Source organism: Bacteroides sp. Phil13 (assembly GCF_001940965.1).
Lineage (GTDB): Bacteria > Bacteroidota > Bacteroidia > Bacteroidales > Bacteroidaceae > Bacteroides > Bacteroides intestinalis.
Genome location: NZ_MSHA01000010.1, coordinates 164,062 through 186,628 on the forward strand (window position 1 = coordinate 164,062; position 22,567 = coordinate 186,628).

The 22,567-nt window shown below is 45.6% G+C and carries 11 protein-coding genes; 2 read left to right on the plus strand and 9 right to left on the minus strand.

The window, feature by feature from the left end:
- The first annotated feature begins 1 nt into the window (after position 1).
- Positions 2 to 1,732 (plus strand): glycosyl hydrolase family 18 protein, encoded by a 1,731-nt coding sequence (locus BWI44_RS01780; RefSeq protein ID WP_138292952.1) that lies wholly within the window; start codon positions 2 to 4, stop codon positions 1,730 to 1,732.
- A 449-nt stretch (positions 1,733 to 2,181) separates the two neighbouring features.
- Here BWI44_RS01780 and BWI44_RS01785 read toward each other — a convergent pair whose 3' ends face one another.
- From BWI44_RS01785 to BWI44_RS01825, 9 genes are all read right to left on the minus strand, one after another.
- Positions 2,182 to 3,186: an IPT/TIG domain-containing protein gene (locus BWI44_RS01785; RefSeq protein ID WP_044533738.1), complete on the minus strand. Its 1,005-nt coding sequence runs from the start codon at positions 3,184 to 3,186 to the stop codon at positions 2,182 to 2,184.
- Positions 3,187 to 3,221: 35 nt separating this feature from the next.
- Positions 3,222 to 4,916, minus strand: coding sequence for a RagB/SusD family nutrient uptake outer membrane protein (locus BWI44_RS01790; protein WP_195208313.1), 1,695 nt, complete (start codon positions 4,914 to 4,916; stop codon positions 3,222 to 3,224).
- A 14-nt stretch (positions 4,917 to 4,930) separates the two neighbouring features.
- Complete coding sequence (locus BWI44_RS01795) at positions 4,931 to 7,708, minus strand: SusC/RagA family TonB-linked outer membrane protein (RefSeq protein WP_138293050.1); 2,778 nt, start codon at positions 7,706 to 7,708, stop codon at positions 4,931 to 4,933.
- A gap of 34 nt (positions 7,709 to 7,742) precedes the next feature.
- Positions 7,743 to 9,707, minus strand: coding sequence for a RagB/SusD family nutrient uptake outer membrane protein (locus BWI44_RS01800; RefSeq protein WP_044533077.1), 1,965 nt, complete (start codon positions 9,705 to 9,707; stop codon positions 7,743 to 7,745).
- Between the two features lie 11 nt (positions 9,708 to 9,718).
- Positions 9,719 to 12,850, minus strand: a complete 3,132-nt coding sequence (locus BWI44_RS01805; protein WP_286810684.1) for a SusC/RagA family TonB-linked outer membrane protein — start codon at positions 12,848 to 12,850, stop codon at positions 9,719 to 9,721.
- 516 nt (positions 12,851 to 13,366) lie between these two features.
- Positions 13,367 to 15,415, minus strand: a complete 2,049-nt coding sequence (locus BWI44_RS01810; RefSeq protein WP_195208311.1) for a pectate lyase-like domain-containing protein — start codon at positions 15,413 to 15,415, stop codon at positions 13,367 to 13,369.
- A gap of 18 nt (positions 15,416 to 15,433) precedes the next feature.
- Positions 15,434 to 16,615, minus strand: coding sequence for a DUF5009 domain-containing protein (locus BWI44_RS01815; RefSeq protein WP_115503601.1), 1,182 nt, complete (start codon positions 16,613 to 16,615; stop codon positions 15,434 to 15,436).
- 24 nt (positions 16,616 to 16,639) lie between these two features.
- Positions 16,640 to 17,452 (minus strand): ThuA domain-containing protein, encoded by an 813-nt coding sequence (locus BWI44_RS01820; RefSeq protein ID WP_021968369.1) that lies wholly within the window; start codon positions 17,450 to 17,452, stop codon positions 16,640 to 16,642.
- Between the two features lie 32 nt (positions 17,453 to 17,484).
- A complete protein-coding gene (locus BWI44_RS01825; protein WP_138293048.1) occupies positions 17,485 to 19,953 on the minus strand; it encodes a glycoside hydrolase family 9 protein in 2,469 nt (822 codons plus the stop codon).
- Between the two features lie 494 nt (positions 19,954 to 20,447).
- Here BWI44_RS01825 and BWI44_RS01830 point away from each other — a divergent pair, with 494 nt between their 5' ends.
- A complete protein-coding gene (locus tag BWI44_RS01830) occupies positions 20,448 to 22,556 on the plus strand; it encodes a prolyl oligopeptidase family serine peptidase (RefSeq protein WP_044532605.1) in 2,109 nt (702 codons plus the stop codon).
- The last annotated feature ends 11 nt before the right edge of the window (positions 22,557 to 22,567 follow it).

The following is a 22,567-nucleotide window of genomic DNA, read 5'->3' on the forward strand; positions in this document are numbered from 1 at the left end:
TATGAAAAGAATGAAATTAATGATTCTGACTGCATTGGCGGTATTGTTGTCGTGCAGTAGTAAAGCAGGAGAGTTGCGTATGGCTTCTTCGGATACAAAAGTTATTGTAGCTTATGTGACTTCCTGGAGTAGTATCATGCCGGATCCGCAATATATGACGCATATTAACTATGCATTCGGGCATGTCAGTGAAACCTTCAACGGAGTTGGTATTGATAATGAGAACCGTCTTCGTGGGATTGTTGCACTGAAGGCGCAGAAACCAGAACTGAAAATAATGCTTTCTATCGGTGGATGGGGAAGCGGTCGGTTCAGTGAAATGGCTGCCAATGATAAGTATCGCTTGGCTTTTGCAAAGGATTGCAAGCGTGTAGTGAAAGAGTTCGATCTTGATGGTATTGATATAGACTGGGAATACCCTACCAGTGCAGCAGCCAATATTTCTGCTTCACCGGATGATACAAAGAACTTCACATTACTGATGAGGGATATACGGAAAGAGATAGGGAAGAAGAAGTTACTGACTCTTGCTACGGTAGCTTCTGCAGAGTATATAGATTTTAAGGCGATTCTTCCCTATATTGATTTTGTCAATATCATGTCCTATGATATGGGGAATGCTCCCAAACATCATGCAGCTTTGTATCGTTCGGAGAACAGTGGCTGGATGACTGCTGATGCTGCTGTTGAGACTCACCTCAAAGCCGGTGTGCCTGCTTCTAAGTTAGTGATGGGCATGCCTTTCTATGGCCGTGGTGGCGATGGATATCCTAACTTTCAGGATTTCAATAAGGTAGGCCATACCAGAGAGTATCGTGAATGCTGGGATGAGGTAGCCAAGGTTCCCTATTTGGCCAATAAAGCAGGAAAGCTTGTCTTCGGTTATGAAAATCCCCGTTCGTTGGCCATAAAATGCCAGTATATCCTGAAGCAGAAACTGCTGGGCGGCATGTATTGGGACTATGACGGTGACAACGAGCAAGGCGATTTGCGTCGTACGGTCTACGAGGGATTGATAGAACAGAAACCTTTCTATGACAGGACTTACCGTGTACTGGTACTTACCGAAAGCCAAGGCCAGCATAAACCTTTCTCGGATGCGGCAGTGAAGTGGCTGGTGGATGAGAGCAAGGTACAGAATCTGCAGATACAGATATTGAACAACACCCGTCTCCTGGCTCAGAAGGAAGTGTTGGAGGGTACGGATTTAGTCATTCAGTTGGACTTCCCGCCTTATACCTGGCCGAAGGAAGCAGAGCAGAACTTCATCAACTACATTAACGAAGGTCGTGGCGGTTGGATTGGTTTCCATCATGCTACTTTGCTGGGAGACTTTGACGGTTACCCTCTGTGGCAATGGTTCTCCGATTTCATGGGCGGCATTCGCTTCCAGAACTATATCGCTCCGCTTGCTGATGGTACAGTGATTGTGGAAGACAAGGAACATCCGGTAATGAAAGGCGTCGACGCTTCTTTTGTGGTTCAGGATGACGAGTGGTATACGTACGACAAGTCTCCCCGTCCCAATGTTCGCGTTTTGGCACATGTGGACGAGTCCACTTATACACCCGCTTCCGCTGTCAAGATGGGCGACCATCCGGTAGTGTGGGTGAACGAAGGCAAGACTGCCCGGAATGTTTATTTCCAGATGGGGCATAGTCCGAAGCTCTTCCAGTCGGACGACTTCACGATGATGCTTAGCAATGCTATCCGCTGGACTTTGAAGAAATAAATTCTACCTGTAATTTATGCATGTTTTTGCATATACTCATACATTCATTCTCTGTATCTCCCTGTTCATAGACATTATAGCGGTGGTGAAAGCAAATTAAAGAAGGGTATAGGCAATTTTTGCCTACACCCTTCTTTAATGGGACATTCATTTGATTATCTTACTGTTAATGCCGAATATCTACATAAACCTACTCTCTCAAAACCTGCTTGTTTTCCCGCTTCTTCTCTTTATTTTGATACGAAATGTATCGAATTGCACCTATTTTGCTTGTAGTATTCCTTTTCGCCTGCAGTCTCCGTAGACTATGACTGTTTGTTGCTCCAAAGCCTTCAGGCGAAGAAACAGTAAAACACAAGTAAATGCCAAAAAGTCTGCCGAAGAACTTTAGCTCTCCGGCAGACTTGAAATGTTTACAGATATCAGGCTATGACTTCTTTGTATAGAGTTTAATCTGTCTTAATCTGAATCTTGGTGATTGTTATGTCGCCGCCAATGATGAGAGCGGTTTCAGTACCATTCATTGTTGCCGCCATACCTTCCGAGATTTTGAATTCCAGGAAGTCCTCACCAGCGGTAAGAACGATGTTGTTACCGCTTTCACCGCCATCGCGGATGAAAGGAGCACCCCACCAACCATCGCACAGACAAAAAGTCTGAGGAGCATCATGGTGAGTGAACGTGAACTTAATAGTTTGGCCGGCTTCTGGCGTTATTGCCGAGAGGTCAAGCTCAGATGCAGGGAGATACCACCACCAGCCAGTAGTGTATTCACCTTCCCAGATTGAAGCATATCCTTCACCTCCTTCGCTGCCACCTGCAACCTCGTCAGACAGCGTTACCTCTGGCAAAGTATATTTCTTGCCGCTGCAGTCTTCGAGGGTAACTTGGGCAGGTCCGGCTTTTATACCCATTGGCGAATAGATGTAAAGAGAACCGGTAGCTTTGCGCTTAAAGTTACTTGCATCTACAACAATGTCCTTGCCGTCTTCACCGGGGAAATAAGCCTTGGTGATAAATTCGAGGTCGTTGCCGTACACCTCCACACATTCGTTGATTTTTATTTCCTTGTCAAGAGGAGCCACGCGCAAAGGCTCGGGCTTGCCGACAGTCAGCGTCATGACTGACTCTGCCGATTCGCCGTTGGCTTCTATTGTTACTGTTCCCCCCTCTGCAGAAATGCCGGCAGGAGTTATCACAGAGATATAGCCGTTGCCTATTTTGATAATGTTGTTCACAGAGACATTGCCAGGGAACACAACGGAAATGGTCTTCTCAAGACCCGTACCAGTGATGGTGACAACCTGTCCTTCCATAACTTTTGTAGGCAGGACAGCATTCACCATTAGCACATCGTTGGCATTCGCCACATCACTATCGCTGCACGAGGTCAGTGTCATGTTCGACAGCAAAGCGAATCCTAAGATCAGAAGATATATAATATGTTTTTTCATAAATCTTATTCGTTTGAAATTTCATTGAATCAGTTTTACCAATTGGGGTTCTGCTTCAGATTGCCGTTCTTCTGAATTTCAGACTGCGGAATCGGGTACAAGTTGTACTTCTCGTCCCACTGGCGAGTCTTAGTAACTCGATTGAGAATCAAGTTGCCGTTTCCATTCAGTTTGAAGTCTGCCACATCAACATTCTTGAAGAACTCGGCCCCCTTCTTCCAGCGACGTACATCCCAGAAGCGCTGACCTTCGAAAGCAAGCTCTACCATACGCTCACGCATGTAGCGCTCTTCGAAACCATTGTTTCCTTGGAATTCAGGCATCATGATGTCAGGACGGTTACGAAGCACATTGATAGCCTCGTTGGCTGACATGCCAAAATCGCCCTGTTCGTCAGCATTGCCGTAGTAGTTGTACATAGCCTCTGCATAATTGAGGTAAACCTCGGCCAGACGCATCACAATCCAGTTGTGGCGTGTTGTAGTCTGGTTGTTGGCTGTGGTGACACAGTTGCCGTCCACAAACTTCTTCAAGTAGTAGCCCGTGGGAGTTGCGCCGTACTTAGGAGCACCGTTGAAGCCGCTCTGATACGTCTCAATGGCAATCTGCTGAGTTGTGTTAGATGGCCAGAGATCGCCGTTCTTCACTACAGTGAGTTCGAAACGTGGGTCAAGACCATCGTATGGATTCTCAGTAGTCACATCAACATCTCCAGGATGTTTCTCCTTGAATGTCTTGCCATCGGCCTGATATTCGTATGCGTCCACCAGTGCCTGTGTAGGGCAGTTGCCGGAGTTTCCGTTCTCCACACCCACAGGATAATTGTACTGCTCGAAGGTGTTGCTTGCCTGGGTGCCAAGAACGAAGATAAATTCAGAATTGGTGAATGTGTCGTGCCCCCATAGTTTGGCATACTCGCTGAGTTTGTAGCCCCAGCGCTGTGCATTATCGATGATGACCTTGCTGGCAGCAGCGGCCTCTTTCCAAAGCTCCTTGTTGTTGTCTGTATTAAACAAGGGTGAAGCCTGATAAAGAAGTACGCGTGCCTTCAGTGCAAGAGCAGCACCACGGGTGGCACGACCAATTTCCTGACCAGGAATGTCATTATATGACACGGGCAGATATTCAGCCACGGCATCCAATTCGTTGATGATGAACTTGAACACATCCTTGGCTGGAGTGCGTTCCACGCTGTTGGCCTGCTCATTGGTGAGGGTTGTGGTCACCAAAGGCACATCGCCGTAGGCACGTACCAACTCGAAGTAGAAATAGGTACGGAGGAAACGCAACTCGTAAGGGAATATCTCAAACTGCTGCACCATGGTCTGGTAGTCGGGATCATATTTATAATCCGACAAGTCTATCTTGTGGATGCGCTCAAGGTACATGTGTACCTGAGTGATGGCACGGTATGACCTATCCCATGTGGTTGAAAAAGGATTCGAAGGAGTCCAACCACCGTTGAAATACTTGTGAATGGGTGAGAAGGAAAGTGCAAACTCAGACTCGTCTGTAGCACTGGCTATCAGGGCGCCATTACCGTAGGAATCGTCCTTGAATTCACTTGGCATTTGTGCGTAGACATCGTATACAAGAGCCTTGACACCATTGAGGGGACTGTTGTAGGTCCAGTCCTCGTCACGATTCGAAGCTTCGTTGTAATCTAGGTCGGCACAGCCTACAAAGACTACTGCCGCCATACCTAAAAGAGCATATGTTATCTTGTTCATAAATGTATCTTTTATTAGAAAGTTAATGTGACACCTATATTGACACCCTTGAACATGGGATATGCTGTCGAAAGTACCTCAGCATCCATAGCGTCGATATTGTCGAAGGAAAGAAGGTTCTCGCCCTGAATAAATACCTTGGCTGCGGTAAGAGAGAGTTTCGAGAGCACCGTTGCAGGCACTTTATAGTAAACCTCGATGTTGCGCATCTTCAAGAAGTGAACAGGCTTGTACCATACGTTGCTTTTCTGGCTGTTGTTGCTGTTGTTCAGAGTTGTCAGACGCGGGTAGAGAGCGTTGTTGCCAGCCACATCCCAGCAGTTGTTGTAGTAATCCACTGAAAGGTTGCCGTTATCGGCCATGCCACCCCATATTGCTGACGGAAGATACTTCATGTAGTTGCCAGTGCCTTGGAACCATGCGTTTAGACCGAAGCCTTTATATTCTACACCGACATTGAAGGCGTAGTTGAGCTCAGGGATATCAGTAGCACCATTGAGACTGGTAACATCGAACTCATTGATTACCTGGTCACCGTTGAGGTCTTGGTATTTGATGTCACCAGGGCTTACGGTAGAGTATTCCTGACGATAGCTGGAGTTGATGTCGGTCTGATCTTTGAAAAAGCCTGCCGACTTGAGTCCCCATGCCTCGTTTACACGGTGGCCTACAGGGTCGCTCAGCGGATAGGTCGGTGTGCCGATATACTTGCTCACCTCATTGCGTGCCCACGACAAGTTGGCACCCAAGTTGAGATTGAGGTCGGAAGTGATTTTCTTCACATACTTGGCACTTACCTCAAAACCGTAACTCTTAACTTCGCCAACATCGTTGTATGACGACTGTATACCAACCACCGATGAATTCTCATTGCTTGCAGAGAGCATGATGTGGCTGCGAAGCTGGTAGAAAGCATCAACTGAGATGTCAAGAGCATTTGCCAGACGAAGGTCAGTACCAAGGTTGAAGCTCGTAGATGTCTCTTGCGAGAAATTGGTAGTTGGGAAGGAGCCAAGCGATGCTCCCCATGTAGCACCGTAGTTGTTACCAATAATCACATAACCGTGCGAAACATCCCATGTGGGAAGCCACATGCCATAGGTAGGCATATAGTCGGTATGCTGGATGCCAGCCGATGCACGCAGCTTACCGTAGTTGAGCAGAGCATCGTTGTTGTCAGCGTAAATCCAGCCGAGCGACAGTGTGGGTGAGAATGCCCACTTTGAAGGATAGGTACGGCAGGAGCCGTTACCTGCAAGCACAAGGTCGGCAACGTAGCGGTTCTGAAAATCGTAGTGGAAGACTCCCATGATGTTCTGACGATAGAAGGTGTTTCCACGTCCATCAGTGCTCACACCACTATTGTCGTACACAACGGTAGCATTGAAGTGGTCGTTGTCGAAGAACGAACGTTTGTAATTGATACCTACACTGGCCTTTGCTTTCCACCACTGACCGGCATTCCAGGTGCTGAAGGTGAGGTTGGTCTCCTTGTTACCGAATGTGTTCAGAGCTACGTTGTTCTTGTCACCAATGGTACCGGTGTAACGCTCGTAGCCATACTGGTGTGCCTTGTGCGAATTTTCCGCATAAATCGACGAATTGGCATAGCCGGCACTGACAAATACGTTCAGGCCATTGAGCAGGAAGTCGAGTTTTTGAGACAGCTTGGCATCTACCCACAGCTGACGTTGATGGGTCTTGTAGAAACCGGACTCCTGAATCTTGGCAATGGGGTTGGCATCACCGTATGCCTCGTTACCACCCCAGATACCTGTTGAGGTCTTGTAGGGGAAAGCGCTTGCCGGCAGTTGGTAGATAGCAGCTGTAGCATCGTCAGCACCGATGTCGGAGGGCCGCTTGGTCTCCTGGAACATACCGAAGAGGTTCACCGACATGAGAGTTGTGTTGGTGATGTTGAAGTCGAGGTTGGTACGGATATTGGCCTTCGACTGGCGCAACTGCGTATTGTAGTCCGGCAGCTTGGTGTCCTTGAAAGCACCGCGCACATCGGTATAATCGATATGGGTGTAGTATTTCACCTTGTTCGTACCTCCGTACACCGAAACGTATGCATGGTCTTCCTCGGCAGTGTTCTTGAAAGTAAGGTCGCGCCAGTTCACGTTAGGATAGAAGTACGGGTCGGAACCGTCTTTGAAGAGGTTAAGCTCCTGCTCGGTGTATGCGGCAGAGAGTCCGTCGTTGTGACGGGCACGATTGAACGCATTGGCATATCCGTAACCATCTACCATGTCTGCGAATTCAGGGTCGAACTGGAACTTATGACTGTAGTTCACCTTGACGTGTGTCTTGCCTTCAACGCCACGCTTTGTCTTCACAAGTATAGCACCATTGATACCCTCATGGCCAAGAAGTGCCGTAGCGGCAGCATCTTTGAGGATGGTAACGCTCTCCACTTCCTCTACACTGAGGCGGTCGATGGGACGCTCGTAGCCATCGACGAGGATGAGGATACTTTTATCGCTAAGCGTGTGATAGCCACGAATATTAAACGAGGCACCCTTATTTTCGTCGCCCGAGAAGCCGCCTTGCGATAGAGCTGTTAGACCTGGCAGACGTCCATAGAGAGCCTGGGCAAGGTTAGTTGCCGAGGTCTGCTGCAATTCTTCACCTGTGATTGTGGTTGCAGAAGCGGTGCTGAGGAAATTGCTTATTTCCACGCCGTAACCCATATCATAGGCATTTGCATTCTTATCGTCGAGTTTTACCTGCGCATTTGCCGTGAGAGAGACAACAGCAGTCGCAAGCATCAACATTCTATTTATATTCATATTTTATAAGTCTTATTGATTTTTAAAATCTGGATTACCAACCTGGGTTCTGGTTCAGACCATAGCCCTTGTTGATTTCATCACGTGAAATAGGCGCGAGATACCATTTGTCGGTCCACTTGCTCGTCTGGTTGCCGGTATCCCACCATACACGGGTATTGTTGGTACAAGGTATCTTCTCATAGATACAGTTCGGCCAAGGTTCACCGGGTTCGAGGCTCGTGTCGCCATTGTAGTCGGCAGGATTCATCTTGTTACCGTTGGCATCCTTGCGCCATACACGCAGTTGGTGTACCTGTTTCTTGAATATGTCGGATCTCTTGTAGCGGATGAGGTCATACCAGCGGGAGTCTTCATAACCGAACTCACAGGCACGTTCCTTAAGGAGTTGATCGATAAAGTTGTCTTTGTTGGTGGTTAGGTTGAGCTCTGGATTCATAATCTCTACCTTACCAAGACCTACGCGTGCGCGTACCTTATTCATTTCGTCGCAGGCTTTCTGCAGATTGCCTGTCTGTGCGAGTGCCTCAGCGTAGCAAAGGTGAATGTCAGCCATACGCAGATAAGCAAAGTTGGTCGGATAGTATGCTGCATAGCCGTTGTCGCGGAGATACTTGAACAGTTTCATACGGGTAGACCATGGATTGTCGGTAACAGCAGGATTGAAGGTCTGGTCAACATTGCCACCTTGCCACATCTCGGTGCTCGAAAGCCCCTGATATTGCTCGGCAAGATTGTTGCGATTCACCACCATTGTCTCGTAGAGACGTGGGTCGCGGTTGGCAAAGATGTCTACGTTGTTGGTGTTATCGGTATTGAATACGTCGTCGTAAGGGAAGTTACGACCATTTGCCATACCAAACATTTCCATATATTCGAGGGTGAAGAGAGCCATACCGAACTCATCCATACCTTGTACGTTCCAGTCACCATTCCAAGCGTCTGTACCCGGACCAGCATGAACTTCAATCACCTTCTCACTGTTGCCACGGAACCAGTAGGCGGCACGGAAAGCGTTGCAATAGTCTTGCTCACTGTTACCGGTGGGCTGTACAAGGGCGAAATAGTTGCCGTTGACGCTATTGGCTTGGAAGAAATCCTCACAAGCTTTCAGCGCTTTCTGCCAAAGTTCGGATTTGTAGCCGCCAGCCCATATTTGGTTGAGGTCCTGATTCTCCTCGTTGCGAGTGAATTCAAGATAAGGTTTGTCACTGTTAAACAGAGGCGAAGCCACGAAGTTCCACAACCTTACACGCAGACCATAGGCTGAGCCTTTGGTCAGACGTCCGGAGTTGGTGGCCTGATCCTGCACAAAGAAAGGAAGACCCGGTTCGTTGATGGCGCCCTGGATAAGCTCGTCGATGAACTCTGCTGTCTCGATTACGCTCATGCGCTTGCCATCTACAACATCAGTAGCCACGAATGAGCGGTCGACTTTTGGAAGACCTCCGAAGTTGCGGAAAGCATCAAGATAGCGCGATGCCATGATGACGTACACCTCACCACGGAGCTGGCTCTTCTCTGATTCGCTCAAGTCGGGAACGCGATCGATGTTCTCGATGAAAATCCAACCCTCACGGATGGTACGCCAGATGCCTGCACGACCATTGCCGTCACCGTTGGCGATGAAGGGGAACTTGACAAGACCGCCGTTATCTTGGTCGGTCTCGGTAAGGTCACCACCGTAGTACTTTCCGAGATTGTGCCATCCGCAGTACGATTGGCAAATATCGGTAAGGGCATCGGGGTGAGAATACCATACTGCACCTGTATAGGTGAAAGGGTTATGCATAGCACCGTACATGTGCCAGAGGAAACGCTTTGCATTCTCTCCCTTGGCAAAGATGGAGTCTACGGTTACGTCGACACCTGGCTGCTTGTCGAGGAAGCCATTTCCGATGTTGATATCATCGACACAGGAACTCAGCGATCCCATCCCTATCATGGCACCAGCTACACATATAATAGTAGCAGTTTTTATTTTTTCTATAAGATTCATTGTCTTGAATGTTAGAAGTTTAAGTTGATACCGAAGTTGTAAACACGAGTCATAGGATAACGTGTGCTGCCAAAGCCGGCTTGTGCCTCCGGGTCATTGGCCTTGAAGCTTGTGAAAGTAAGAAGGTTATAGCCATTGGCATAAACACGGATGTTGTTGATGGGCACACCGGGTATGCGGAACGAATAACCAATCTCCAGGTTCTTCAGACGGATATACGATGCATCGACCATCCATGGGGCTGAAAGTGAACCGTTATGCTCGCGTGCCGATTTCTCAAGAGAGATACGTGGCAGGCTGGCACTGGGGTTATTTTCGGTCCAAGAATTGTCATAGACCCATTTGTTGAGCATTGACTGGTTACCAGTACCGAAGGCTGGAGTATAGAAAGAACTGAGCTGGCGGTTGACGTGGGTGGCACCTACCCAAGTCATGGAGAAGTCGAGACCTTTCCAGTTGAGCGTTGCGTTTATGCTACCAGTATACTCAGGAATATCGCTGTAGCCGATAGCATGTACATCGTTAGCATCCACCTTACCATCACCTGTGAGGTCAACGAATACGCTGTCACCAGGACGCAATGTAATCTGCTGGTCTGGCATGTCAACACCGTAAACTTCCTTGTAGCGCTGTTCGGTTTCACCAGGAACATAGAACTCAAAGAAGTCGTAGCCGAAAGGCTGACCTACAGGATGACCAGTGTGATACATGTGTGGGAATTCCTTCTTCACTTCTGCCATTTCCACAACCTTGTTGCGTGCGAAAGCTAATGTAGGAGCTATCGAGTAGTTCACTTTACCTATCTGGTCGGTCCAGCGTAGGGTAATTTCATAACCATGGTTCTTGACACGGCCGAAGTTGACGGAGTTGGGTTTGAGAGCGGAAATACCTGCGATGCTTGTTTCGTTGGAAATAAGGATGTTCTTGCGGTCTTCCCAGAAGAAGTCTACACCGAGATTCAAGCGACCTCCAAAGAAGTGTACATCGGCACCATAATTCTGCTTGGTGGCTGTTTCCCAAGTGACATCGGGGTTACCGTTGCTGGATTCGCGTGCGCCGGGCATGAACACACCGTTGTTGGTACCGAAGTTACCTGTACGGTCGTTGGTCCACCATGCACCACCGTTGTTGTTGTAGAACTGCCATGTGCCAGGCAGATAGAGGAAACGCCCGACACCCTGGTCATTACCTACCTTACCGATAGAACCGCGAAGTTTGAAATAGGAAACAACATTACGGATAGGCTCCCAGAATTTTTCAGAAGAGATTATCCAGCCGAGAGAAGCAGAAGGGAAAAAGCCAAAGCGCTTACCTTTTGCGAAGTTCTCTGAGCCGTTATAGCCCATGTTGAGGTCTACCATATACTTAGTCTGGTAGTCGTAGGTGATACGGCCTACCATACCTACATAACCACGAGGGATAGAATTGTAGACACCGCCGGGATAGTAGTTTTTAGATTCATTATAAAGAGCGAGCGCACCGAAATTGTGGTCACCGAACTTGCGGGTATAGTTGAGACTCGCCTCTGCATACCAGTTTCTACCACCCCATTTGGACTCCTCATAGCCAAGAGGCCATGAGTCACCCTGACGGACATAAACAATCTTTGGAGAACCGTTTTCTTCGTATTCACCCTTAGCAATGGTGGCCTTGTAGCTGATACCACCGCCGGTAGTACGTGCTTTCTGCTGTGTATAGTCAGAGTTGTAAGAACCCTTGATACGGAAATCAAGCCCCTTGGTGATAAAGTCGAGCTTGAGCTTGTACTGAAGGTCGAGGTTTACAACACTCTGACGCTGAGTAGTATAACCCTGCTCGTAGATAAGGCCGAGACCATCGGAGCCAACTGCGCCAACGAGATTAGGGTCGGAAATAATACGACGTCCCTCACTATCAAGACCGTAGCCTGACATTGGCGTACCATTGTTGAGAAGACCCTCAACACCAAAAACACCTGACTGACCGTTATACTCACCATTACCGATAGAGTTGCGTCTGCCAATGCGTCCACCGATGCCGATAGAAAGCGTACTCAGCTTAGAGAAATCTACATCGAGGTTGGCACGGAAGTTGTAACGGCGGTATTTGAAGTTTGCGTCATCACCTTGGTCGAAAGTTTTGAAAAGACCGTCCTGATTGAGCATACCGACAGAAACGAAATAGCGGGCACGTTCAGTACCACCCGACACATTAATATTATATTGTTCCTGCCATGCGTGGTCGTTCATCAAGTACTTGAACCAGTTGGTGCTTGGATAAACGGTGGGCATATCCATGTCCTTCCAATGCTGTATAGCTTCCTTCGAGAACTTCCATCCGTCTTCGGCTACTCCTTCCACTTCCTGAGCATGATTGTAAGCTGTTGCATACTCGTAGGAGTTTGCCGGTTCAAGGAATTTAGAAATCTGCTGAAGACCTACTGAAGTTGTCAGTGTGATGGTAGGCTTGCCCATCTCGCCGCGACGAGTTGTAACGAGAATAACGCCGTTGGCACCACGCACACCAAAGACAGCCGTAGCAGAAGCATCCTTAAGAATAGAAATGTCCTGCACCTCGTTCGGGGCTATTTGGCTGAACTCACGCTCGACACCATCGACAAGCACGAGAGGTTCGGCGCTGTTGAACGAACCGACACCACGGATGCGGATGATAGGGTCGTCGGCACCGGGAACACCGGTGTACTGCACCGACTGGAGACCTGGGAGCTTACCCGAAAGGGTGTTACCAAGCGATGCGGCTGGCGATTTGAGAAGTTCCTTACCACCCACGTTGGAGACAGAACCCGTCAGCGTCACCTTACGTTGCTGGCCGTAGCCAATGACAACCACTTCATCAAGCATTTCATCATCCGATTCCAAAACAACATTAAGAGAAGTCGATGTTGCCTTTGCTTCTTTCGACTTGTAGCCGACATACGAAAACACCAAGGTTGAACCCTTGGGAACTCCCGACAAAACATAGTTGCCACTGCTATCTGTTATCGTGCCTTTCGACTTGTCTATAGTCTGCACGCTAGCCCCGATAAGTGGCTCGTTCTGCTCGTCAGTAACACAACCTTGCACTTTAAAAAGATTTTGTGCGAAGGACACTCCCGGTAGCAACAAAGCCAACAAAAGGAGATGTAATCTGCATAACTTTCCCATAGCATTAAAATTAAATAAAATCATTAAGTGTTAAAATCATTAGTGTTAGAATTTTCACAAATGTATGGAGATTTCTTTCCAGTAGTGGGTGAAAAAATGACATTTGAGGTTTAAAAAAACACTTATATTTGCATTTTAATGTCGCATAGGTTTAAAAGCTATCAAGGAAATTCCAAAATACATCATTTCCCCAAAAACATACCGCCTAACCTATATAATTCAGAGTCACGCCTCTTTCATTTCAAGGAGTTAGAGCCAACTTGTTGGCTGATAATTCCTTCTAACTCCCGACAATGAATGGTGCAGGTTAAACAAGCTTTATAGGCAATAGAAGAGGATTTTACAAAAAAAGAGACTATCTAACTTTAGTTGTTAGACAGCCTCATTTTTCTACCTGAAAACATCATTCCTTTTAAAGCATCTACTGATATGTATATATAGTTGTCAGTTAGATTTGACAAAAAGTTTATTGGCTATGACAACAATGCGAGTGAGAGAGGAATCTTTGCTGTTCTGTTATCGTTTTCCTATGAATTCATCTATATATGCCCTGTAATCGTGGTGCGTCTTATAGGTACTTTTTCCTATGCCATTCAATATATAGTTGAAACCTTTGGCGCCTCCTCCCGAAAGGGTGTTGTTGCACATGTGATACATTCTTATACCGGTTTTATCGGGTACTTCTATTGAATTCTCAATCATTATTTCGTTATGTAGTACATCATAAATGCCGAAGGCAAAAGCTTCATGAGTATTCACGTTATCAGCTACTTTATATGCGGCATATCCGGTGCGTGTGCCGTTTTCGCTCATATAGTATTCCTGTGAGGGAGCATCATAGGGCGTTTCGCATTGATAAAAGTAAGCTCGTCCATGTTCTCCTGTCCAGTAAGTCTGATATTCCTGGAAGTGCTCGTTGAATAAGCCGTAAATGGTGACATGGTCGCCGTTTATTACCAGACCGTTTCGGGTGGTATTGATTTCCCAGCCTACACTGCCACGAACACCATGATCTGCCCTCCATATCCAGAAATGGTCGCCAATCACGTCATTGCTGTTTAGTTCAACTGCACGGTCTACGTGCACCTTTGCCGGACGGAATCCGCCAATCCGGAAAAACAGGTCGGTGAGCAGAATCGGATTTTGTGTATGTCTTTGAGCTGTTTTCTCCGTACCAACCTGAATCAGGGTATTGGAAGTGTAATGCGCATCAAACATTAGAGAGGCAATCGTTACCCCGTCTACATCTTCTACCAGAATTGCCGTATCGGAATTCTTTTCTCCCGGAATCAGAGTCGCCCATCCGATTCCCAGTATAATGGTGTTGGGGCGGGTGACATGGAGTGGTTCTGAAAGCTCGTACATGCCGGGAGTTATAAGCAGATGTTTGCCTGCTACGAGTTGTTTATTCATGTATTCGGCTGAGACACCCGGTTTCACTACATAAAATTCATTTAGTAAATCCAGAATTTCACCTTCGCCCATGTCAGTGCGGCTGTAGGAGACTCCTTTGTGTTCGTGTTTCAGTGCCGGACGGAATACTTTGTATCTTCCGTCGTCGCCGATAAATAAGAATGGCTTTTCGCGTATGATTGGGGTGGTGGGGATAAAAGTTACATTACCTCCCTTGTCCCAATTGTTCTGATAGGCTTTGATATCTACCTCTGTACCTAATTCAACACCCTGAAAACAATAATTGTATTTGATTTCTTCGAATTCTCCTCGTCCTTTGTTCAAAAAGGAATTTCGGGTATACCATTGTTGTTGGTTTTTAGAACCGGCAGCAGCATCGAAGTAACAATCTGCAGTAAAACCACCGCTTACCCATCCGTTTTCCCATTGGTTACGTACGACACGTTGTGAGTAAATACGTCGGATCGGTGCAGCCTGAGATACAGCCCATTTGAAAGTTTCCTCTTCATCATAGGTTTCCGGTCCGATCACAGAAAGATTCTCTGCAGAACGCCAGAAAGTACACGTTCCGTTGCCATTGCTTAAGTGGGGAGGGGTGTGTATATTAGAAACTTCCACATCAAACGGTGTTTTTCCTAATCCTGCCAGATGTACATAGAATGGGACTTTCAGCAGTCCGGCTTCCTTATAATCACCGGCTTTGAATAAGAGGGCATAGCGGTTGGGACTGAACTCCTTGCCGAACATTTGTTCATGAATGGCATTAATCTCATTCCCTACGTCCACTTTACGGTCCGTATCACTATATATGTATACATAGTCGCCGAATACTTCGGTATCCATAGCCATTGAGGCCAAGAGGTTACCTTTCTTGTCTGTTATCTGATAATAATAATCATGGGGATTCCCTTTGACTTTTTTATCAATAAATGTTGTTGAAGACGTGCTACCAATCGTCTGGTATTCGCTGAATCTTCCGGTAGATCGTTTTATGGTATATGTTCCGGCAGAAGTTTGTGATGCGATTTTTGTACTAAAGTCCAGGATGATGTTTCCGTTTCGAACTTCTATACCCTTCGCATTTGCTTGCATACCAGCAAACAGAGCGCAGCATGCAAGGAGTATAATTCCGGGGAGTTTGTTTCTTTTCATATTCTGTAATTGTTCGGATTATATTTTCAGTTTTATTTTAACTTTAGCCAGTAGTCCGGCAATTATAACAATGATGAGAGAGTATACGAGTGATTTTAGTAGTCCGGGGATACCGCTGTATAGCGCATGTGGATAGTACCATTCCAGTAATTGCTGTATGGAATACCACAGATAAGGTATTACATAACAGGTGAGTGTGGCCGTTCCCGCAGGTTTGATGATATTGAACCAAGAAGCTTTTCCTTTCACATCCGTCAACCAGTAGAATATTCCAAATAGTGGGAAGAACATAGCCAGGCAATAGAACAACCAGGTAGGAGTGGCCTGTATTTTAGAGATAATCCAATGGGGATGAGAGAATAATCCTAATACGAACATCACTATGCCGAGGCCAAAAAGGATATACAAGAATTTATCCGGATGCTTCCGGTCGGCATACTTCAACATAATCAGGGAAGTGATGATGCCGGACATACCGAATGCATGCAATGTCCAATCGCTGGGAATAAAAGAGAGTAACACAATCCGGCTGCCGTATCCCCAGGGAATTAAATCGGAGTGACTTACAACAGCAAGTAGTATGATGACTATCCAGACAATTGTATTTTTGCAAAGACTCTCCCGGGTAAACAGATAAATGACAGCACATACGGCATAGGTCCAGCCGATCAGTCCTAAGATGCCCCACCAACCTTGTTGAAATGGAGAGCCATGTACATCTTTATATATAACGAGGAATGCTAATAGAATAATGCCAAGGATTTTCATCCCTTTGAACACATATTTCCCAGGACCTTCGGTGTGAGGGTATACATTCCATATCAGGAAAAAACCAATGACCATCAGTATGGAGAACCATTGATAAGATATACTGCCTACATCGCTGCAATTGAGCATAAATAAGCCCATTGCTATCAGGGCAACTGTACGTTCAGATATATGAGCGATGATTTGTAAAGCTGTATCTCCTTTTTTAACTCTATTTTGAATGGCAAAAGGTATAGACATCCCCATACAGAACAGGAATGCGGGAAATATCGTATCAGAGAATCCCATCATATCTTCGTTCATTTCGGCATGCATCAGCCAGTGCGGGACATTCTTCAAACCGGGAATGTCATTGACAAAAAGCATGAAGAACATGGTAAGGGCGCGGAATACATCCACAGCCGCTACCCGTTGTAATGTTGAGCTTTTCATTCAGTATCGGGTATTTGCTGACTTTTATTTCTTGAACGGGTCTCCCTTCTTATCAGTGCTGACTACCCAACGGAAGGCGTTTACAAACAAAAGGTTTTGTGTGGCATCAATGAATTCTTCGTCGCCATGACCCATGTTCAGATAGATCATTCTGTACTTGGTGTTGGTCCATACGATGGGGAAATCACCGAAATTAACCACGTCCTTTATGCCCAACGGATAGTTTTTAGGGGAAATGGAAAGAAGTACTTCTACGTTTTTATTGGTTCTCGGACTGGGATTCCATTGATACCACTCACTTGACGGAGCCACAAAAGAAATGGGTAAATTTCTGGTGACGGGGTGTTCTTCATTGTCAACTTCAACCAGTACAGGTTGAGGGGGCCAGTTATTGCAATAGAAAACCCCGCCACCCAGAAAATCTACAAACCAAGGCCAATTTGTGTGCTTGTCGTTATAGGCGGCTACATGGAAGCCTACCCAGCCGCCTCCGTTTTCCATGTATTTTTCAAAAGCATCGCGTTCAGCTTTTGTATTGGGATAGCCATCGAGCATAACCACTACGCTATATTCTTTCAGCTGTTCGTAACTATATTGAGACAGATCCATGGTAATATCCAGTACAAAACCGTCACCGTAATTCAGTTTTTTGAAGAACTCTACTGCCTGCAAGGAGAATTGATAGTGTGCCTCTTCTGCATGTTGAGTATAGTAAACCAGTGCCTTGAAGCGGGGACCATTGGCATAATTAGCCGGATACCCTTGGGGAGTCTGAGCATTTACCGCAAATGTACAGATAGCAAACAATAGAATAAGATAGAATTTTATACTTCTCATAGCATTCATAATTTATATAGTTAATAACTTTTTTATTCGTATTCAGCAATCAGTGATAGCCATTTTCCTGCCGATGTGACCCATACCTCTTTATAACATGCGTTGTTGGTCTGCGGCCAGTAAGGAATATCACCATTGCCCAATGTACGGATGCCGACAGGCATTTCGCCGGTCATCTCTCCGGAGGAGAAACTGTTCATCTGCGGATAGTTGTATCCTTCGCCATATATCAGGGATTGACCGAATGGATTCTTCCCGACTGTCCAGTAGAGCTGTTCCCGACCGATACCGAGCAATTCTTCATCTTTAAGGAAATTGCCGCAAATGGCAGCGGACTTTCCGGTAGAGAGGTATATAGCTGTATTGCCGTTGAAAATGCTGAACCATACCGGGAAACGTTTCAGGTAATGCTCCTTGTCGAGCTTGACTCCCCGTTTCACTTGCTCTGTGTACAGATCTTGTGCATTGGATGGTGGAAAGAGGTGAAGGGCGTAAAAGCTCTTAGAATCTTTATACTCTTCTGCATGGTATACTCCACTCGGGATCATTCCGTAAGGCTGGGTATATTTCATTAAACTTTTCAGATAATTACCGTAGAGTTGTATGGAATTTGCCCATTTCTGATAATCAGGATGCTGTTGTTGTGTTTCACAAAGTAACGTCATGGCTTGCATGTAAACCTGTTCACGCGATTGATGGATATAGTGCACAATGGATTTCCGTGATGGATTCCGATAGAAAAAACCACGGGTCTTATCTTTATCTTTTAAAGGTTCCGTACGCTGACAGTCGAGCACATACCGGATGGCTTCTGCGGCTGTCTCTGCATAACAAGATTTTCCAGTCAGTTTGTAGAGCATGCTGGCAGACCAGGATATAGTTGCCATATATTGGCTCTCGGAGGTATTGTAACTATGTTCATACATCTGCTTGAATGAGTCGAAACCATCTTTCCGGAATTTTTCTATGGCAAAAGAAAAGTCTTCTTCCGCTATTTTCCGCAAATGTTCTTGCAACATCGGGTCCCGGTCTATGGTCATTGCGGCATATGCTTCGTATCCTGCATACAGGAAGTTGTCGAATGCCATATTCTGAACACGTACGGAATGGATGTCATCCTTTGTATTCAGTATACCATCCTGCCAGATGAGCAATCCCATGCTGCTGGCACGATATCCGTCCCCATAGCGATTTTTCAGAATAAATTCAATTCCCCATTCCGCTTCTTCCAGTAAGCGGGCAGCCAATGGAGTATTTTGGGTTTTGAACCGATTGTATGCTTCCAGCAGGGCAAAGGTCACGTCTCCGGTTTGTAACGTCTGTTGTGATAAGTCGCCTGCATCATGCCATCCCCCTGAATAAGAAATACTTTTCCCATCATGTTTGGAGAATAAATCCGTGTGGCAAGCCGCGTGTTTACCGGGAACGGGATGCCCGCAGCGTTGGCAGAATAAGAAATTTAATACTCTCCAAAGAGAATTATCCCATAGCTTTTCGTCTATCCGGAATGTTGGAGTCAGGATTTTACCTACTTTCAGTTGGTAATCTCCCGGTTGATTGAAGGCAGTGAAGTCAATAACTCCGAATTCTCCGATGGTGGTTTGTTTTCGTTGCAATGCCCCCTCATATGTCACCTCTTTAGTAGCAGAGTTTATCAGTTGGAATACGGTCTGCTGATTACACAATAGACTATGAACGAGAGCGGTTTTCTGGCTGTTGGTTGTATAACCCGTTGTAGAATAGATGATGGCATTTTCTGTTGGAGTCCATCCGCTTACTTTTCCGGGGGCTTTGATTTGCTGTAATTGGATATTGTCAATGTAATAAATGGCAGAATCACCTGTGGTCCGGTCTTTCCCTTTTAGAGCTGTGTCGAAACGAATAGACATTACTTTATCCCGTTGATATTCGTCTATATCAAGAAAACAGTGATTCCATGTTTTATTGACCAGATTGATGAGGTGGGAGCCACTGGGATGATTGTATCCTTCCTTGGTTGTGGAATTATCGTTTGTGAAGGTCAGATTCATGTTGACTACACGTGCGCCGTCACAATCCGGATAGATAGAAAAAACGATTCTGTTATATTTCTCCCAATTTTGCCCATTGACATGATAGGTGATACCGCTATTTCCATAAGTTGCATAGTCCGGGTCGGAAGGAGAACCGACTGCTCTTTTTCCTGTATCGGTTGGAAAAGTCAGACGAATACTACCTTTGCCGGATACGGATTTCTCATTAGAGAAAGCCATACTGCCAGTTCCGGAATGGGTCCATCCGTTTGTACTGTCTGTTTCTGTAAGCGGTTGACTGGATAATACCTCTTTTTTCAATGCATTTTCTTCGAAAGAACGGGAGGTGTCCAAAGGTAGTGGGGCATGAATGAATCCGGTTTCATAAATTTGCTTTTCCAGTAAGGCGTCTCCAGTCAGAGAATTTTGACTGAATAGGGAAACATGGCTTATGAGTAACAGGAATAATATGAATGATTTCTTTCTCATGATTTAGTTAACCTTTGGTTTCTGATGCAAGATTAGCGATTATTTGGCAAAAGGAGGTTTGATAATAGCCATAAAACCTTTAAAAACCATCAAAATGCAAAGAAATGATAGAATATCTACTTTAGTTGATGATATTTAAACTCCTTTGGAAAGTAAAAAGACAAACTTTCCTTTGGGGATTGTGACCAGCACTTCTACGTATGTACTACCAGACTTAGACTAACCTGATACCTACCTTCTCCTTGTTCTATAATTAGGAGTAGGTAAGGAGTAAGTGTTGTGAGAATTACAAATAAAAGTTCTCATTTGTAAAGACAAACAAACAATTAAAAAAAGAATGAAGCTGACAGGAAATGCTATTTGAAGTATAATAATGGGAAAAATCCTTGTTTACTATTGGTTGTTTTTGTAATTTTAACGCCTAAACTAAATAAAATATTTTTTGCAATCATTTTAAGAAAGAGAGAACAATCATACTCTTATATATGTATAATATGAAAAAAGTAACTTTATTCGCAACCGGTATCATCATGATGTCATGTGCACAACAACAAAAGCTTACGTATCCTGAAACCGCGAAGGTGGATACTGTAGATGTCTATTTTGGAACAGAAGTACCCGACCCGTATCGTTGGTTGGAGAATGACACTTCCGCTGCAACTGCTGCATGGGTGGAAGCTCAGAACAAAGTAACAAACGACTATTTGTCTAAGATACCTTTCCGTGATGCTCTGCTGAAGCGACTGACGGATGTGGCTAATTATGAAAAGATTGGTACACCATTCAAGAAACACGGCAAGTATTACTTCTATAAGAATGACGGTTTGCAGAACCAGAGCGTACTGTATGTACAGGATAGCTTGGACGGTGAACCACGTGTATTCCTCGATCCTAACAAACTCTCGGACGATGGTACAGTAGCCTTATCGGGTATCTCTTTCTCGAATAATGGAAAATATACAGCATATACCATATCACGCAGCGGATCGGATTGGCGTGAAATCTATGTGATGGATACGGAAACCGGTAAACTGCTGGATGATCACATCGAATGGGCGAAGTTTACAGGGGCTGCCTGGCAAGGAGACGGGTTCTATTACAGTGCTTATGACGCCCCGGTGAAAGGAAAGGAATTTTCTAACGTAAATGAGAATCATAAGATTTATTATCATAAAATGGGTACACCGCAGTCGCAGGATCAGCTGGTTTATCAGAATCCGGCACATCCCAAGCGTTTTTATACTGCCAGTGTAAATGAGGATGAGACTGTCCTGTTCCTGTATGAGAGCGGTGACGGGCGCGGAAATGCTTTGTATATGAAAGATCTGCGTAAACCGAATGCTCCGTTTGTGACAATGGCTACGGATATGGATTATAACTATGCTCCGATGGAAGTGATAGGAGATAAGATTTATATGTTTACGAACTACGATGCATCTAAGTACCGTCTTATGATAGCAGATATCAATAAGCCTGCCCTGAAAGATTGGACCGAACTGGTTCCGGAGAGTGAGAATGTACTTTCGAATGCTGGAGTGATAGGTGGAAAACTGTTCCTGACCTATGATAAGGATGCAGCCAACCATGCTTATGTATATGGGATGGATGGTAAGGAAATACTGGAAATAGAATTGCCTTCACTTGGCTCTGTAGGTTTCACGGGAGATAAGGATGATAAAGAATGTTTCTTCGGATTTACTTCATTTACTATTCCCGGTGCTACTTATAAATATGATATGGATGCGAATACCTACGAGCTTTTCCGTGCTCCGAAGGTCGATTTCAATTCTGACGAGTTTGTGACGGAACAAGTGTTTTATCCCAGCAAAGATGGAACAAAGATACCGATGTTCCTGACTTATAAGAAAGATCTTAAGAAGGACGGCAAGAATCCCGTATTCCTTTATGGCTACGGTGGTTTCAATATCAGCCTTAATCCGGGCTTCTCTACATCCCGTATTCCGTTCTTGGAAAATGGAGGTATCTATGCACAGGTTAACCTGCGTGGGGGTGGCGAGTATGGTGAAGACTGGCACATAGCAGGTACCAAGATGCAGAAGCAAAATGTATTTGATGATTTTATTTCGGCTGCTGAATATCTTATCGATAATAAATATACTAATAAAGATAAGATTGCCATAGTAGGTGGTTCCAATGGTGGTTTGCTGGTAGGAGCCTGTATGACACAACGTCCTGACCTGTTCCGTGTAGCTATTCCGCAGGTAGGTGTAATGGATATGTTGCGTTATCATAAGTTCACTATCGGATGGAACTGGGCAAGCGATTACGGCACGAGTGAGGACAGTAAGGAAATGTTTGAGTATTTGAAAGGATACTCTCCACTGCACAACCTGAAGCCCGGCACCAAGTATCCTGCAACTATGGTAACTACTGCTGATCATGATGACCGTGTAGTTCCTGCCCACTCATTCAAATTTGCAGCTACCCTGCAAGAATGTAATGACGGAACGAATCCTACGCTTATCCGTATTGATAGCAAAGCAGGACATGGTGCAGGTAAGCCTATGGCTAAGGTGCTTGAGGAACAGGCGGACATTTACGGCTTTATCATGTATAATCTGGGAATGAACCCTCAGTTTTAAATTATAATTCA